This is a genomic window from Streptomyces sp. NPDC101151, from assembly GCF_044768335.1.
GTDB lineage: Bacteria > Actinomycetota > Actinomycetes > Streptomycetales > Streptomycetaceae > Streptomyces.
The window spans coordinates 125,150-140,766 of sequence record NZ_JBIWPP010000018.1 but is presented as its reverse complement, the minus strand read 5'-3'; the positions used below and the strand labels follow the sequence as shown (position 1 = coordinate 140,766).

11 protein-coding genes are annotated in these 15,617 nt (G+C 71.5%); 7 read left to right on the top strand and 4 right to left on the bottom strand.

The genetic code is table 11. The annotated features are described in order from the left end of the window. Positions 1 to 48: 48 nt before the first annotated feature. From ACIRU3_RS29010 to ACIRU3_RS29000, 3 genes are all read right to left on the bottom strand, one after another. A complete protein-coding gene (locus ACIRU3_RS29010) occupies positions 49 to 2,517 on the bottom strand; it encodes a SpoIIE family protein phosphatase (RefSeq protein WP_404062102.1) in 2,469 nt (822 codons plus the stop codon). A 153-nt stretch (positions 2,518 to 2,670) separates the two neighbouring features. After that, entirely contained in the window at positions 2,671 to 5,106 is a 2,436-nt protein-coding gene (locus ACIRU3_RS29005) for an MFS transporter (RefSeq protein WP_404062100.1), read from the bottom strand. Positions 5,107 to 5,269: 163 nt separating this feature from the next. After that, on the bottom strand, positions 5,270 to 5,713 hold the full coding sequence (locus ACIRU3_RS29000) for an SRPBCC family protein (protein ID WP_404062097.1): 444 nt from the start codon (positions 5,711 to 5,713) through the stop codon (positions 5,270 to 5,272). 133 nt (positions 5,714 to 5,846) lie between these two features. Here ACIRU3_RS29000 and ACIRU3_RS28995 point away from each other — a divergent pair, with 133 nt between their 5' ends. From ACIRU3_RS28995 to ACIRU3_RS28980, 4 genes are all read left to right on the top strand, one after another. Next, complete coding sequence (locus ACIRU3_RS28995) at positions 5,847 to 6,911, top strand: Rv2578c family radical SAM protein (protein WP_404062094.1); 1,065 nt, start codon at positions 5,847 to 5,849, stop codon at positions 6,909 to 6,911. A 136-nt stretch (positions 6,912 to 7,047) separates the two neighbouring features. After that, positions 7,048 to 8,610 carry an alpha/beta hydrolase gene (locus ACIRU3_RS28990; RefSeq protein WP_404062091.1) on the top strand — a complete coding sequence of 521 codons (1,563 nt, stop codon included), beginning with the start codon at positions 7,048 to 7,050 and terminating at the stop codon, positions 8,608 to 8,610. Positions 8,611 to 8,665: 55 nt separating this feature from the next. Further along, positions 8,666 to 9,064, top strand: a complete 399-nt coding sequence (locus ACIRU3_RS28985; protein ID WP_404062087.1) for a RidA family protein — start codon at positions 8,666 to 8,668, stop codon at positions 9,062 to 9,064. A gap of 39 nt (positions 9,065 to 9,103) precedes the next feature. Then, positions 9,104 to 9,622: a GNAT family N-acetyltransferase gene (locus ACIRU3_RS28980; protein ID WP_404062085.1), complete on the top strand. Its 519-nt coding sequence runs from the start codon at positions 9,104 to 9,106 to the stop codon at positions 9,620 to 9,622. Here the strand turns inward: ACIRU3_RS28980 and ACIRU3_RS28975 are convergent. Continuing rightward, a complete protein-coding gene (locus ACIRU3_RS28975) occupies positions 9,609 to 10,211 on the bottom strand; it encodes an adenylosuccinate lyase (RefSeq protein ID WP_404062082.1) in 603 nt (200 codons plus the stop codon). The two genes, ACIRU3_RS28980 and ACIRU3_RS28975, sit on opposite strands and share 14 nt — an antisense overlap. Positions 10,212 to 10,618: 407 nt before the next feature. On the opposite strand from ACIRU3_RS28975, the gene ACIRU3_RS28970 reads away from it, so the two are divergent. The 3 genes from ACIRU3_RS28970 (at position 10,619) to ccrA (ending at position 15,611) form a co-directional block, all read left to right on the top strand. After that, positions 10,619 to 12,424 (top strand): 3-hydroxyacyl-CoA dehydrogenase family protein, encoded by a 1,806-nt coding sequence (locus ACIRU3_RS28970; protein WP_404062080.1) that lies wholly within the window; start codon positions 10,619 to 10,621, stop codon positions 12,422 to 12,424. A 169-nt stretch (positions 12,425 to 12,593) separates the two neighbouring features. Continuing rightward, positions 12,594 to 13,409, top strand: coding sequence for a TetR family transcriptional regulator (locus tag ACIRU3_RS28965; protein ID WP_404062077.1), 816 nt, complete (start codon positions 12,594 to 12,596; stop codon positions 13,407 to 13,409). Between the two features lie 864 nt (positions 13,410 to 14,273). Beyond that, entirely contained in the window at positions 14,274 to 15,611 is a 1,338-nt protein-coding gene (gene ccrA, locus ACIRU3_RS28960) for a crotonyl-CoA carboxylase/reductase (protein ID WP_404062260.1), read from the top strand. The last annotated feature ends 6 nt before the right edge of the window (positions 15,612 to 15,617 follow it).

Sequence of the window (15,617 nt, the reverse complement as noted above, 5' to 3'; positions counted from 1 at the left end):
ACCCCGGTCACCCGTCGAGGGCGCGCAGGTGGGTCACGCGCCCCCTGTTCAGCGTCTTCCGGTGATGGCCTGTTCGAACCAGACGGTCTTGTGGTGCCCGCTCGCGCTGGCGCCCCACTCGCGGGCCAGGCGGCTGACCACGCGCAGACCGCGGCCCGACTCGTCGGACGGTCCGGCGCCGAGCATGGCCGGCAGAGCCGGTTCGTCGTCCGTGACCTCGAACAGGAGGGCGTCGGTGCGGACCACCCGCAGTCCGACGGGACCGCCCGTGCCGTGCCGGACGGCGTTGGTGACGACCTCGCTGACCAGCAGCTGAGCCGTCTCCACCGCGTGCGGCAGGCCCCACTCCAGCAGCCGCTCCCGGACCAGGCGGCGGGCCCGCGCCACCTCACGCGGGTCGGCGTCGAGATGCCACGCGGCGACATGGTCGTCGGGGATGCCGTTGAGCCGGGCCATGAGCAGGGCGACGTCGTCCTTGCGGCCGCCGCGGGTGTTGAGGGCCCGGATGATGGTGTCGCAGGCGGCGTCCATGGAGGCCGCGGGGTGGGCGGCGGACTCGCAGAGCGCGGCGAGACCCTCGCCGATGTCGGAGCCGCGCACCTCGACCAGTCCGTCGGTGCACAGCACCAGCCGGTCGCCGGGCGAGACGCGCACGACGACGGACTCGAACGGGACACCGCCGACCCCTATGGGCGCACCGGTCGGCAGGTCGAGCAGTTCGCTGCGGCCGTCCTCGGCGCGCACCAGGACCGGCGGGATGTGTCCGGCGTTGGCGAGGTGCAATTCGCCGCCGATGGGGTCGTAGACCGTGTACAGGCAGGTGGCGAGGTAGTTCTCGCCGAGCCGGCGGGCCAGGTCGTCCAGGTTGCGCAGCAGTTGGGCCGGCGGGGTCTCCAGCGTGGCCATCGTCTGCACGGCCGTACGCAACTGGCCCATCATGGCGGCCGAGTTGAGGCCGTGGCCCATGACGTCGCCGACCACGAGGGCGGTGCGCGAGCCGGGCAGCTTGATGGTGTCGAACCAGTCGCCGCCGATCCGGCCGAGCCGGGTGCCCGGCAGATAGCGGGTCGCCACGTCGCAGCCGGCCATCCGCGGGGCCACCTGCGGCAGCATGCTGTCCTGCAGGGTGTCGGCGACGTTCTCCTGGTAGGTGTACATGCGGGCGTTGTCGAGCACGAGCCCGGCACGGGCGGCGAGTTCGGCGCCGGTGGTGCGGTCCATGTCGTCGAAGGCCGCGCGGTCAGGGCGGCGCATCAGCACCATGAAGCCGAGAACGACGTTGCGCGCCTTGAGCGGGACGATCAGCAGGGAGCGGCCGTTGATCAGCGGCCTGAGGTCGCGCTTCTCGAACTCGCTGGAGATGCGGTTGCCCAACTCCTCGCTGATCCTGGGGATGAGGACCGGCTCGCCCGTGACCATGCACTGGAAGAACGGGGTGTGCTCGGGAAAGGCGAAGGCCTCGCCGACGGGCACGGTGTCGTCCCAGCGTCCCGGTTCGTCGTTGTGCTCGACCCAGACGCGGTGCATCAGGGTGCTCGCGTCCGGCGGGCCGTCGGGGAACCCTTCGCCCGCCAGGACGGCGGAGCGCAGATGGGTGCCGGCGAAGTCCGCGAAGCGGGGCACGGCGGCGCTGGTGACCTCGCGGATGGTCTCGCCGAGGTCGAGCGAGGAGCCGATGCCGGAGCTGACCTCGTTGAGGAACTCCAGCCGCTCGCGCACGGCGGCGTACTCGAGGTCGTGCTCGGCGCCGGTGGGGATCACGGGCGCCGTGCGCTGCTGCGGCACGACGGCTTCGGTGCGGCCGCGGCCGGGGCGGCGCGGCACGCCCCAGTACGGGGTGACGGGCACCCGGTCGTACTGACTGAACTCCAGGACGGGATAGCCGAGTTCGAGGATCTGGGAGACGATCCGGCCGCTGGGCCCCGGGCCCATGTTGGGCAGGACCTCGGGAAGCCGGCGGGCCAGTTCGTCGGAGGCGGGCAGTTCGGTGTGGCGGGCGAAACCGGGTGAGATGCGTTCGGCGGTCTCGTCGTCGTAGCCGCGCTCCTCCCGCAGCCGGGTGGCGTCGGCGGCGAGCACCAGCAGCCGGGAGGGTTCCGGGCCGACCAGCGGGTAGGCCCACCACAGCACGTCGATCCGCGTCTCGTCGTCCAACTCGGCGCCGGACTGCTCGTCCGGGTGCGGAAAGAGGCGGGCACGGCCGGCGGTCGGGTAGGCGGTGCGGCCGCCGAGGGAGGCCTCCAGGTCGGGGCCGAGCCCGTCGTAGGCGTCGGTCAGGGCGTCGCCGTCGGGATCCTGGGGATCGTCGGAGAGTGCGCCCGAGACCGGCAGCAGGTCCACGACGGGATGCCCGACCGCGTCCTGCCTGTCCACGCCGAACAGGCGGCGCGCGCCGCTGCTCCAGTGGGACACCAGACCGTCGCGGTCGACGACCACCACGGCCAGCGGGATCCGGCCCGCCGCGGCGTCACCGGCACCGCGGCCGGGAGGTGTGTCCCGCTCGCTGCCACGGTCCATGGCCCAGGCCCTCTCTCCCCACGGCTGTTCGCAAACGATCTGTGCCGCCCGCCACTACGGTACGGCTGCGGCCGGTCGCGATGTGTGGCAATCCTGGAATTGGTTTCACCGCATCGCACCGGCGCGCAGCTCGGCGCCCCGCGGGCGCTCCCCTCAGTCCTCGTGGCCCAGTTGGAGGTCCCGTTCGGTGCGGCCACCGCCCGCGACCTGGAGGACCGTGGCGACCGGCGGGTAACCTGCGGCGATCACGGTGTACTCGCCGGAGGACAGATCCACGAACCGGAACGTTCCGTCTGCTCCGGTGGTGAGGGTGTCGACGACATTGCCTGCGGCGTCGAGGAGCGTCACGCGCGCGTCCTGCACGGGGCGGCCGCCGCCCGCCCGGACGGTGCCCTTCAGAACCGCGCCGCCCGCGAGTTCGATGTCCTGCCGGGTCTCGCGGGCGGCCTGGACGGTGACCGGGAGCGCCGTGGGGCGGAACGCGGGGGCGCTGGCGGCGAGGGTGTACTCGCCGGCGACCAGTTCGGTGATGACGTAGCCGCCCTCGCGCCCGCTGCGGGTGGTGGCGACGACCTCGCCGTGCACGTTGGTGAGGGTGACGATGGCGTCCCGGACGGCGCTGCCGTCGGCGGTGAGCACACCGCCGGCGAGGCGTCCGGCGCCGCCGAGGACGACGTCGAGTTCGACGGGCCGCTCGCCGACGGTGACGGAGACGGCCTGCGGCTGGTGGCCGCCCGCGGCGGCGATCAGCACGTACGAGCCGGAGCCGGGGGTGGCGAGCGCGTACCGCCCGTCCTCGCCGCTCGCGCCCCGCCCGATCTGCTGTCCGGCGACGTCGATGAGGGTGAGCGCCGCGCGGGGCACGACGGTCCCGTCGGGGTGCTGCACCGTGCCGCACACCGGGATGCCGGCGGTGTGCGGCGAGCGAAGCGGGATGGGGGTCCCCCCGGCCGAAGGCTCGGGGCGGGCCTGCGGGATGGGGGCGTTCACGGTGGCGGGTTCCGTCTCGGTGGCGTTGTGGGACACCAGCGGTTTCTCCTTGAGGAAGAAGGCGATGAGCAGGCCGAGGACGAGCACCGGGACGAGGTAGAGGAAGATCCGGGGCATCGCGTCGGCGTAGGCGCGGATGTAGGCGTCGCGCAGGGCCGGCGGCAGCGCGTGGACGAGCTGCGGGGTGAGGGATTCGGGATCGGGCAGCCGGGCGCCCGCGCTCGGGGACAGTTCGCTGCGCAGGGCATCGGTGAGCCGGCCCGCGAAGAGGGTTCCGAAGACGGCGGCGCCGACGCTGCCGCCGATCTGCCGGAAGTAGGTGTTGGCGCTGGTGGCGGTGCCGAGGTCGGCCGGGCGCACGGAGTTCTGCACAGCGAGGACGAGAACGGGCATCACCAGGCCGATGCCGGCGCCGAGGACCGCCATCCAGATGCTGTAGTGCAGCCGGGGTGTGCCGGCGTCCAGGCGGGACAGCAGCCACATGCCGACGGCGGCGAGGGCGCCGCCGAGGAGCGGGAAGAGCTTGTAGCGGCCGGTGTGGCTGATGAGCTGTCCGCCGATGATGGAGGCGCCGACGATGCCGGCCATCATGGGCAGCATCAGCAGCCCGGACTCGGTGGCGCTGGCCCCGTCGACCATCTGCAGGAAGGTCGGCAGATAGCTGGCCGCGCCGAACAGGGCGACGCCGATCACCAGGCCGACCAGGCCGGTGACGTTGAAGACGGGGTCCCTGAACAGCCTGAGCGGGATGAGGGGTTCGGGGGCGAAGCGCTCGGCGACGAGGAAGAGGGCGGTTGCGGCGAGGGCACCCGCGCCGAGCCCGAGGATCTCCCGGGAGTCCCAGGCGTACTCGGTGCCGCCCCAACTGGTCAGCAGCACCAGGCAGGTGGAGGCCGCGGCGAGCAGCAGCGCGCCGAGCACGTCGAGCCGGGCGCGGACCCGTGGCCTGGGGAGTCTGAGGACGACCGTGACGACGGCCAGGGTGACCAGGCCGAAGGGGACGTTGATGTAGAAACACCAGCGCCAGGACAGGTGGTCGGTGAAGTAACCGCCGAGCAGGGGCCCGGCGACGGAGGCCAGGCCGAAGACGGCACCGATCAGACCCATGTAGCGGCCGCGCTGCCGGGACGGCACGATGTCGGCGATGATCGCCTGCACGCCGATCATGAGCCCGCCCGCGCCGACTCCCTGGACGGCGCGGAAGGCGATCAGCTGGTCCATGCTCTGCGCCCGTCCGGCGAGCGCGGAGCCGACGACGAAGGCGAGGATCGCGAACTGGAAGACGCCCTTGCGGCCGAAGAGGTCGCCCACCTTGCCGTACAGCGGCAGGCCGATGGTGGCGGTCAGCAGATAGGCCGTGATCGCCCAGGACATCTTGTCCAGACCGTGCAGTTCACCGACGATCTTCGGCAGCGCGGTCGCGACGATCATCTGGTCCAGTGCCGCGAGGAGCAGCGCGAGCATCAGCCCGACGAAGACCAGTCGCACCCGGCGCGCGCCGAGTCCGGCGGGCGGGGCGGGTGGCGGCGGTTCGGCGACGGTCTCCACCGGAACCGGTGTCACGGCCGCATCGTGCTGCACCAGAGTCGTCCCGCCCACGTACCGCTCCCCTCGTCGCACCTGTCACACATTTCCCGCGTAAGGCGACAACTGCGAACAAGTACGGCGAGTTACGGCACAATCCCGAACGGGATGGAGGTCCACCCGAACCGGTGAGGGGTGCAACACCCCTTCACCGGTTCGCCTTTGGGGCCGCGCGGGGTTACGCCTCGACCTCGCGGGCGAGGTTGGCGAGCAGCGCGTCGTAGATCCGGCCGAGGCCCTTGGGGGCGAAGGTCTTCTCGAAGAAGCCGCCGATGCCGCCGGCGCCCTTCCAGGTGGTGGTGACGACGACGCGGGAGCTGCCCTCGCCGGCCGGGGTGACGCGCCATGTGGTGACCATGGAGGAGTTGCGGTCCTTCTCGATCAGCTCGCCGTCGGTGGGCTCGCTGACCTCCAGGAGGCAGTCGCGCACGCGCTTGCTGGTGGCCTGGAGCTTCCAGTGGACGAGGGTGCCCTCGCCGTCGCCGCCCTCGCGCACCTCGTACTCGCTGAAGTGCTCGGGCAGCAGCTTCTCGCGCGTGCCGCGATAGTCGGCGAGGGCGTCGAACACCTTCTCCGCGTCCGCCGTGACGACCCGCTCCGTAGTGGCCTCGACCTGCGCCATTGCGTTCCTCCAGGACCTGATTGCTCGGGGTTGGGGCAAGCCAACCACCCTGGCACCCGGCCACCCAAATCGGGGTCGCACGATCATGGGAACGTATGTTCTATTCTGTGGCGAGCGCTACCGAGGAGGCGTCATGCGCTGGGAGAACCTCACCGTGGAGTCCGAGGGGTCCGGCGGTCACGGCCGGGCCGCCGATGCCGCGCTGTTCGGCGCGGACGCCGTCATCACCCGTACCTTCGACACACCCGAGTTCCGCGGCATCACCTTTCACGAGGTGCGCGCCCGCTCGATCCTGAACCGGGTACCGGGCGCTTCGCGCATGCCGTTCGAATGGACGGTGAACCCCTACCGGGGCTGCACGCACGCATGCGTGTACTGCTTCGCCCGCAAGACGCACAGCTATCTGGACCTCGACACGGGCCTCGGCTTCGACTCCCAGATCGTGGTGAAGGTGAACGCGCCCGAGCTGCTGCGCCGCCAGCTGGGCTCGCGCCGCTGGCAGGGCGACCACGTGGCGATGGGCACCAACGTCGACTGCTACCAGCGCGCCGAGGGCCGCTACCGGCTGATGCCGGGGATCATCTCGGCCCTCACCGAGCACGCGAACCCGTTCTCGATCCTGACCAAGGGCACCCTGATCCTGCGCGATCTGGACCTGCTGACCCGGGCGGCCGAGGTGACGGACGTCGGCATCTCGGTCTCCGTGGGCTTCACCGACACCGAGCTGTGGCGCACGGTGGAGCCGGGCACACCGGCGCCCGAACGGCGCCTGGAGGTCGTCCGCACCCTGGGCGAGCACGGGATCGGCTGCGGGGTGCTGATGGCGCCGGTCCTCCCGTTCCTGAGCGATCACCCGGCTCAACTGCGGGACACCGTACGGGCGATCGCGGCGGCCGGGGCCACCTCGGTCACGCCCCTGGTGCTGCATCTGCGCCCGGGCGCCCGGGAGTGGTTCACGGCCTGGCTCGAACGGCACCACCCGCACCTGGTGCGCCGCTACGAGCGGCTGTACGCGGAGGGCGCCTATGCGCCCAAGTGGTACCAGCGCCGGATCACCCGTCAGGTGCACGAACTGGCCCAGGAGTACGGCATCGGGCCCACGCGCACGGACATGGCCCGGCGGATCCGGCCGGCCCAGGACGCTGAGGTCGTCGAGCCTCCGGCCGGGGCCGAGCCGACCCAACTCACCCTCATTTGAGTTCGTTGGAGGGCATCCCTCGACCCAATCGGGTCAAGTATTGACAGAACACGTATTTCAGGGCCCTGTCTCCGGGACGATCCGGCGAGAGCCGTGACCCTCGCGGTTCGCGTCACCCTCCGTCCCGGGAGGACCCATGAGAACACGCGCAGCCGTGCTGTGCGCAGCCGCCGCCGTGGTGGCGGGCTCGGTCACGGCCGTTCCCGCACCGGCGGCCACCGCCGCTCCCCCGGCGAAGCTCGCCTGGAAGAAGTGCGGCACCCCCGACTATCCGACCCTCCAGTGCGCGTCCCTCGAAGTGCCGCTGGACCACGCCCGTCCGACCGGCCAGAAGATCACCCTCGCCGTGTCCCGCGTCCCGCACACCGCGGCGACCTCTCAGGGCCCATTGCTGGTGAACCCCGGCGGGCCCGGCGGCAGCGGTCTGTCGCTCGCCGGATTCGTCGCGTCCGCGCTCCCCCGGAGCGTGGCGGCCCGGTACGACGTGATCGGCTTCGATCCGCGCGGGGTCGGCGCGAGCACGCCGGCCCTCGACTGCTCACCCCGTCACTTCAAGTCGGTGCGCCCCGACACCGTGCCCGCGACGACCGCCGTGGAGCAGGCGAACGTGGAGCGCGCGAAGTCCTTCGCCGCCGCCTGCGGCCGCAAATACGCGAGCCTGCTGCCGTACATCGACACCGTCGACGCGGTCCGGGACATGGACTCTGTCCGGCAGGCCCTGGGTGCACCGAAGATCAGCTACTTCGGCTATTCCTACGGCACCTACCTCGGCGCGGTCTACGCGAAGCTCTTCCCCGAGCGGGTCCACCGCCTGGTGCTGGACTCGATCGTGGACCCGACGGGCGTCTGGTACGACGACAACCTCGGCCAGGACTACGCCTTCGACGGCCGCCACCGTGCCCTGATGGCGTGGATCGCCAAGTACGACTCGACGTACAAGCTCGGCAAGGACCCCGCGAAGGTCGAGGCCCAGTGGTACGCGATGCGGGCGGCCCTGGCGAAGAAGCCGGCGGACGGCAGGATCGGCGCCGCCGAGCTGGAGGACACCTTCATCCCCGGCGCCTACTACAACGGCTACTGGCCCTATCTCGCCGAGGCCTTCGCGGCCTACGTCCACGACAAGGACCCCGAGCCGCTGGTGGAGGCGTACGAGAACCACGCCGCCGTGGACGCATCGGGCGACAACGGCTACAGCGTCTATGCGGCGGTGCAGTGCCGTGACGCCGGCTGGCCGCGCTCCTGGGACCAGTGGCGGGCGGACACCTGGAAGGTGTACGAGAAGGCACCCTTCATGGCCTGGAACAACGCCTGGTACAACGCACCCTGTGCGTACTGGCCGGCCGGCGCCCTTAAGCCGGTGGACATCGCCAACGGCAAGCTGCCGCCGACGCTGCTGTTCCAGGCGACCGACGACGCGGCGACCCCCTACCCCGGCGGGGTGACGGCCCACCGCCTGCTGGCCCGCTCCGGCCTGGTGGTCGAGGAGGGCGGCGGCAACCACGGCATCACTCTGAGCGGCAACGCCTGCCTGGACAAGTACCTGGCCGACTACCTGGCCGACGGCAAGGTCCCGCAGGGCACCGGAGTGGCCGACGCGGTGTGCCCGAAGTCCCCGGATCCCAAGCCGCTCAACGCCAGGGCGGCATCCACGGCGTCCCGCGGCTCGACCCTGCACGGCCTGCTGGGGTTCCGCCGGTAGCCGAACCTCCCGGCCCGTCGGGGGCATTGTCGGACCCGTGGTCCACCATGGAGCCATGACCGAACCGACCCGGATCCCCACCCCCGACGGAGTCGCCCCCGCGGCCCAGTACAGCCATGTGGTGACGGCCACCGGCCGATTCGTCGCCGTCTCCGGCCAGCTCGCCCTGGACGAGGACGGCAAGCTCGTCGGCGAGGACGATCCGGCCGCGCAGGCCCGGCAGGTGTTCGAGAATCTGAGGCGCTGTCTGGCCGCCGCCGGGGCCGGCTTCCAGGACGTGGTCAAACTGACCTACTTCGTCACGGACATGGCGCACCTGCCGGCGATCCGCGCGGCCCGTGCCGCACACATACCCGACGACCGGCTTCCCGCGGCCTCCGCCGTGCAGGTGGCCGCGCTGGTCGCCCCTCGGTTCCTGCTGGAGGTCGAGGCGATCGCGGTCGTGGGCGAATAAGGACGGGCGCCCGCGGGAGCGGCTCTCTAGGGTGCCGCCATGGACACCCCGCTCCCGCACATCCGCCCGATGACCCTCGCCGACTGCGACCGTGTCTCGGAGATCCGCATCCGTGGCTGGCAGCACGCCTACCGGGGACTGATGCCGCAGCCGTACCTCGACGCGCTCAGCGTGGCGCAGGACGCCGAGCGGCGGCGGACCTGGTTCGCGCAGGGGAACGGCGCCGTGGTGAACCTGGTCGCCGAGCGGGACGGCGAGGTCGTCGGCTGGGCCGCGCACGGGCCGTACCGGGACGGTGAAGTGCGCACCGGGGACGCCGAGTTGTACGCGATATACCTCGACCCCGCCCATGCCGGCAGCGGGGTCGGCCGGGCGCTGCTGGCCGAGTCGGTCGAGCAGTGCTCCCCCTACCCGCGCCTCTTCCTGTGGGTCCTGAAGGAGAACACGCGCGCCCGCCGCTTCTACGAGCGGGCCGGTTTCCGTCCGGACGGCGCCGAGGAGCCCTTCGACGTGGACGGTGTGGCCGTGCCCGAGGTGCGGTACGTCAGGGATCGCTGAGCGGGCGCCACCCCTGCTTCTGCTGCGGGATGCGGGCCAGGGCGTGCACAGCCGCCTCGGCGAGCGCCGGATGCGCGAGGGCCTCGTTCAGCACGCGGCGGGCGCGGTTGTCGCCGAGGGCGCCCAGGCCCTCCACGCAGGCGAGGGCCACGCGCCGGTACGGGTCGTGCGGGCGCAGCCGCCGTTCCAGGGTGATGATCAGCGCGGGCACGGACTCGGGGGCGCGCAGTTCCGCCAGGAGCCGCACCGGGTGCAGGGCATAGGCGACGCGCAGTTCGTTGGTGGCGAGGGCGGCGGCCGCCCGGGCCGTGCGCCGGTCGCCGAGGCGGGCGAGGGCGTGGGCGGCGGAGGCGCAGCGCGGCGGGTCGCGGTGATTGAGCAGCAGGACCAGCGACTCGAAGGCACGCCGGTCGCCGGCGACGCCCAGCCGGAACGCGGCCAGTTCCCTGGCCCACAGCGGCTGTCCGGGCGCGGTGAGCACCTCCGCCAGTTCGTCGTGGTCCTCGGTCGCCACCAGCCGGTCGTACGCCGCCGAGCCGCGCGACTCCTGCCGAACGCGTTCCGTGAGCGATCGCAACTCTTCGTCCACGAGCACCAGCGTAGGCGGGTGGCACCCGCGGAGGGAGCTACATCACTAACTCGGTCCGGCTCAGGGCTGGCGCGCTCGTTACTCGCCGGTTAAGCTCATACGAGCGAGTTACCCACTCGCGTATCCACTGACGACGGTTTGGTGACGCAGCCGTCGTCGGGATCGTCCCCACGCTCTTGAGGCAGTGGGGAGTTGGTCGGTTCGGTACATCGGTACCGCAGTACGACCCGGCTCCGGGACAGGGCCGGTCGGAATCAGCCGCTCCTGGGCGTGTGCACGCCCGCGGCGACAGCACCGGGCGTGTGCGCTCGCAGCCCGGCAACACCCGCATCCCTTTCCGCTTCGCGTGCGCCTTCGGGCGCACCCGGCGCGTTCCCAGTCGTCACCCTCATTCCTGGAGTCCCGCGATGGCCACTCCCCTGTCCGACACCCCTCTGTCCCCGCTCAAGACGATCGCCGTCGTCGGCCTCGGCACCATGGGCACCGGCATCACCGAGGTCCTCGCGAAGGCCGGCCGCGAGGTGATCGGCATCGACATCAGCGAGGCCCAGGCCGCGCGCTCTTTCGCCGCCCTGGAGGCCGCCACCGCCCGCGCCGTGGAGCGCGGCCGGCTGACCGAGCAGGAGCGCGCCGACGCCCTGGCCCGGGTCCGCACCTCCACCGACCTCGCCGCGGCGGCCGACGCCGACCTGGTCATCGAGGTCGTCCCGGAGTCGTACGAGATCAAGCAGCAGATCTTCCGTGCACTGGACGGCATCGTCCGCCCGGAGACGATCCTCGCAACGGGCACCAACGCCCTGTCCGTCACCCGGCTCGCCGCCGACTCGGCCCGCCCGGAGCGCGTGCTCGGCCTGCACTTCTTCAATCCGGCCCCGGCGATGAAGCTGGTCGAGGTCGTCTCCTCGGTGCTGACCGCGCCGCAGGCCGTCGCCGCGGTCACCGACCTCGCGATCGAGCTGGGCAAGGAGCCCGTCGCGGTCGGCGACCGCCCCGGGTTCGTCGCGGACGGGCTCCTGTTCGGCTACCTCAACCAGGCCGCCGCCATGTACGAGGCCCGCTACGCCTCCCGTGAGGACATCGACGCGGCGATGCGGCTCGGCTGCGGCCTGCCCATGGGCCCCCTCGCCCTGCTGGACCTCATCGGCATCGACACCGCGCGTACGGTCCTTGAGGCCATGTACACCGAGTCCCGCGACCGGCTGCACGCCCCCGCCCCGATCCTGAAGCAGCTCAGCGAGGCCGGCCTGACCGGCCGCAAGTCGGGGCGCGGCTTCTACACCTACGAGGCTCCCGGCAGCGCCACGGTCGTGACGGACGCCCTGACCCCCGCCGCCGACGGCGGAGCGGCCCCGGGCCGCACGGTCCGCTCCGTCGGTGTGGCCGGCTCCGGCACCATGGCCTCCGGCATCGCCGAGGTGTTCGCCAAGGCCGGGTACGAGGTCGTGCTCGCCGCCCGCAGCGCGGAGAAGGCGCAGACGGCCAAGGCCCGGATCGGCAAGTCGCTCTCCCGCTCCGTCGACAAGGGCCGGCTGACCGCCGAGGCCGCCGCCCAGACCCTGGACCGGATCACCCCGGCCGGCTCCTACGACGCCTTCGCCGACGTCGACCTGGCCGTCGAGGCGGTCGCCGAGGACCTGGAGGTCAAGCAGCAGCTGTTCGCGGCGCTGGACAAGGTCTGCAAGCCGGGCGCGGTCCTGGCCACCACCACCTCCTCGCTGCCCGTGGTCGCCTGCGCCCGCGCCACCTCGCGTCCGCAGGACGTGATCGGCATGCACTTCTTCAACCCGGCCCCGGCGATGAAGCTGGTCGAGGTCGTCCGGACCGTCCTGACGGCCGACGACGTCCACGCGACCGTCCGCGAGGTCTGCCTGAAGATCAGGAAGCACGCCGTGGACTGCGGCGACCGGGCCGGGTTCATCGTGAACGCGCTGCTGTTCCCGTACCTGAACAACGCGGTCAAGATGGTCCAGGAGCACTACGCGTCCCTGGACGACATCGACGCGGCGATGAAGCTGGGCGGCGGGTACCCGATGGGCCCCTTCGAGCTGCTGGACGTCGTCGGCCTGGACGTCTCGCTCGCCATCGAGAAGGTGCTGCACCGCGAGTTCCGCGACCCGGGCCTGGCCCCGGCCCCGCTGCTGGAGCACCTGGTGGCCGCGGGCTGCCTCGGCCGCAAGACGGGCCGCGGTTTCCGCGAGTATGCCCGCCGCTGACGGCGCCGGCGACTCGTTCCCCGGCGCCCCCGAGGGTGCGGACTGGGGCGGACTGCTCGAACCGGGCGGGTTTCTCCCGCCCGCCCGGACCGGCGGCCCCCCGCCCCCCACGGGCGGGGGAAACCCCGGACCTGCGCATCGAGCTGCGGACATGCAGTACGTTCAGGTCATGTCCCAGCCCGCCAAGTCCTCACGTACACCTGCCACGCCCGACGCGCCGGAAAGTGCCGCAGGCAGTCGCGCCGCCGCCCAGCGGCTGAAAATGCGCCGAGAACTGGCTGCCGCAGCGATGGAACTGTTCGCGACCAAGGGCTACGAGGCGACCACCGTCGACGAGATCGCGGCTGCCGCCGGGGTCGCGCGCCGCACCTTCTTCCGCCACTTCCGGTCCAAGGAAGAGGCGATCTTCCCCGACCACGACGACACGCTGATCCGTGCCGAGGCGGTCCTCAACGCCGCCCCCGCGCACGAGCATCCGCTCGACACCGTGTGCCGCGGCATCAAGGAAGTCATGAAGATGTACGCGGCCCGGCCGGAGATCTCGGTCGCCCGCTACAAGCTGACGCGCGAGGTCCCCACCCTGCGCGAGGCCGAGATCGCCTCGGTGGCCCGCTACGAGCGCCTGTTCACCCGTTATCTGCTCGGCCACTTCGACGAGCACGCGCACGCCGACGACGCCAACGACGACCCGCTGCTCGCCGAGGTCGCCGCCTCCGCCGTCGTCACCGCCCACAACCATGTGCTCAGGCGCTGGCTGCGGGCCGGCGGCCAGGGCGATGTGGAGACCCAGCTCGACCACGCGTTCGCAATCGTGCGGAGGACGTTCGGCTCGGGGATCGGGGCCGGTCGTCATGCTTCCCCGCGGCAGGCCTCACCGGCTTCCTTGATCTCGCAGGGCGAGGTGCTGGTGACCGTCGCCCGCACCGACGCACCGCTGGACGAGGTGATGCGCACGATCGAGCAGGCGCTCAAGGAACGGGCGTAGCGGCAAAGGAACGGGCGCAGGGGCGAAGGGACAGACGTAGCGGCGGCTCTCGAGACGTAGCGGCCCCTGTCGCCCAGGACGCGGCTTCGCTGCTTGTCCTCGGCCTGCGGCCGGGCCTCGGGCCCGAGGCCCGGCGGGAGGAGAGCGGCGAGCCCGACTCCCCCGCCACCGGGCCGGCCACCAGCAGTCCGGTCACCGGGCCGGGGCGTCGCGAGGATGTGCGACGCCCGGCCCGGAACCGTCGATGGCACTGCGTGCCGGGACCCGGCCGGAGCCCGCCGGGCCGGGCCGGGCGTTCCCGCTCGCCGACCTGAGAACGCCGTAGTGGCCGGCCGCGGCGGTGCCCCAGGAGCCCGCCCGGAACATGCCCGGTACGCGGTGGTGCCGCTGCCGGGGGTGCGGAAGCGCGAGGATCAGCCGCCGCACAGGACGGCGATCGCGTGGGCCGAACGCGGCATGCCTGACGGATCTTCTCCGACACCCACAAGACCGCCCATTGTCACCTACTCGACAGTAGCTTTGATCGATCATCGCTCATTTGTTACGTAAAGATTTCATCTGAGGGGAAGTTCTGACACTCAGTGCCTTGTCACGTGACACGCGGTGTCATACGTTGAAGGAGTCCGGGCGGCCGGCGTGCAGAGACCATTCGTACGTCGGCTGTCCCCGCAAGCCCTTCCCGGGCCTGCGCGCCCGGACGCCTGCGTCACAGGCAACCTCCCGCGCCACAAAGCGCTGCCGAAGCACCACCCGCCGAACCGACGGCACGTTCCACCAAAACCCTCAGCAGCACTCTCAGCAGCACCGACGAACCCCTAGCGCCCCTCCCTCAGGGCGCTCACCGCCGGAGGCAACACCGTGACCGTGAAGGACATCCTGGACGCGATCCAGTCGAAGGACGCCACGTCCGCCGATTTCGCCGCCCTGCCGCTCCCCGAGTCGTACCGTGCGATCACCGTGCACAAGGACGAGACGGAGATGTTCGCGGGCCTGCAGACCCGCGACAAGGACCCGCGCAAGTCGATCCACCTGGACGATGTGCCGGTGCCCGAACTGGGCCCCGGTGAGGCCCTGGTGGCCGTCATGGCCTCCTCGGTCAACTACAACTCGGTGTGGACCTCGATCTTCGAGCCGCTGGCGACCTTCGGCTTCCTGGAGCGCTACGGCAAGCTCAGCGAGCTCACCAAGCGCCACGACCTGCCGTACCACATCATCGGCTCCGACCTCGCGGGCGTCGTCCTGCGCACCGGCCCGGGCGTCAACGCCTGGACCCCCGGTGACGAGGTCGTCGCGCACTGCCTCTCCGTCGAGCTGGAGTCGTCCGACGGCCACAACGACACGATGCTCGACCCCGAGCAGCGCATCTGGGGCTTCGAGACCAACTTCGGCGGCCTCGCCGAGATCGCGCTCGTCAAGTCCAACCAGCTGATGCCGAAGCCCAAGCACCTCAGCTGGGAGGAGGCCGCGGCCCCGGGCCTGGTCAACTCCACCGCCTACCGGCAGCTGGTCTCCCGCAACGGCGCCGGCATGAAGCAGGGCGACAACGTCCTGATCTGGGGCGCGAGCGGCGGCCTCGGCTCGTACGCCACCCAGTTCGCGCTGGCCGGCGGCGCCAACCCGATCTGTGTCGTCTCCAGCGACCAGAAGGCGGACATCTGCCGCTCGATGGGCGCCGAGGCGATCATCGACCGCAACGCCGAGGGCTACAAGTTCTGGAAGGACGAGCACACCCAGGACCCGAAGGAGTGGAAGCGCTTCGGCAAGCGCATCCGTGAGTTCACCGGCGGCGAGGACATCGACATCGTCTTCGAGCACCCGGGTCGCGAGACCTTCGGCGCCTCGGTCTACGTCACCCGCAAGGGCGGCACCATCACCACCTGCGCCTCGACCTCGGGCTACATGCACGAGTACGACAACCGCTACCTGTGGATGTCCCTGAAGCGGATCATCGGCTCGCACTTCGCCAACTACCGCGAGGCCTGGGAGGCCAACCGCCTCATCGCCAAGGGCAAGATCCACCCGACCCTGTCGAAGACGTACTCCCTGGAGGACACCGGCCAGGCGGCCTACGACGTCCACCGCAACCTCCACCAGGGCAAGGTCGGGGTGCTGTGCCTCGCCCCCGAGGAGGGCCTGGGCGTGCGCGACGAGGAGATGCGCGCCAAGCACATCGACGCCATCAACCGTTTCCGGAACGTCTGAGAGCCT

Bases quoted from the DNA above. Each gene is read 5' to 3' on its own strand.
- ACIRU3_RS29010 (WP_404062102.1), bottom strand. From the start codon at position 2,517: ATGGACCGTGGCAGCGAGCGGGACACACCTCCCGGCCGCGGTGCCGGT.
- ACIRU3_RS29000 (WP_404062097.1), bottom strand. From the start codon at position 5,713: ATGGCGCAGGTCGAGGCCACTACGGAGCGGGTCGTCACGGCGGACGCG.
- ACIRU3_RS28995 (WP_404062094.1), top strand. From the start codon at position 5,847: ATGCGCTGGGAGAACCTCACCGTGGAGTCCGAGGGGTCCGGCGGTCAC.
- ACIRU3_RS28990 (WP_404062091.1), top strand. From the start codon at position 7,048: ATGAGAACACGCGCAGCCGTGCTGTGCGCAGCCGCCGCCGTGGTGGCG.
- ACIRU3_RS28985 (WP_404062087.1), top strand. From the start codon at position 8,666: ATGACCGAACCGACCCGGATCCCCACCCCCGACGGAGTCGCCCCCGCG.
- ACIRU3_RS28980 (WP_404062085.1), top strand. From the start codon at position 9,104: ATGGACACCCCGCTCCCGCACATCCGCCCGATGACCCTCGCCGACTGC.
- ACIRU3_RS28970 (WP_404062080.1), top strand. From the start codon at position 10,619: ATGGCCACTCCCCTGTCCGACACCCCTCTGTCCCCGCTCAAGACGATC.
- ACIRU3_RS28965 (WP_404062077.1), top strand. From the start codon at position 12,594: ATGTCCCAGCCCGCCAAGTCCTCACGTACACCTGCCACGCCCGACGCG.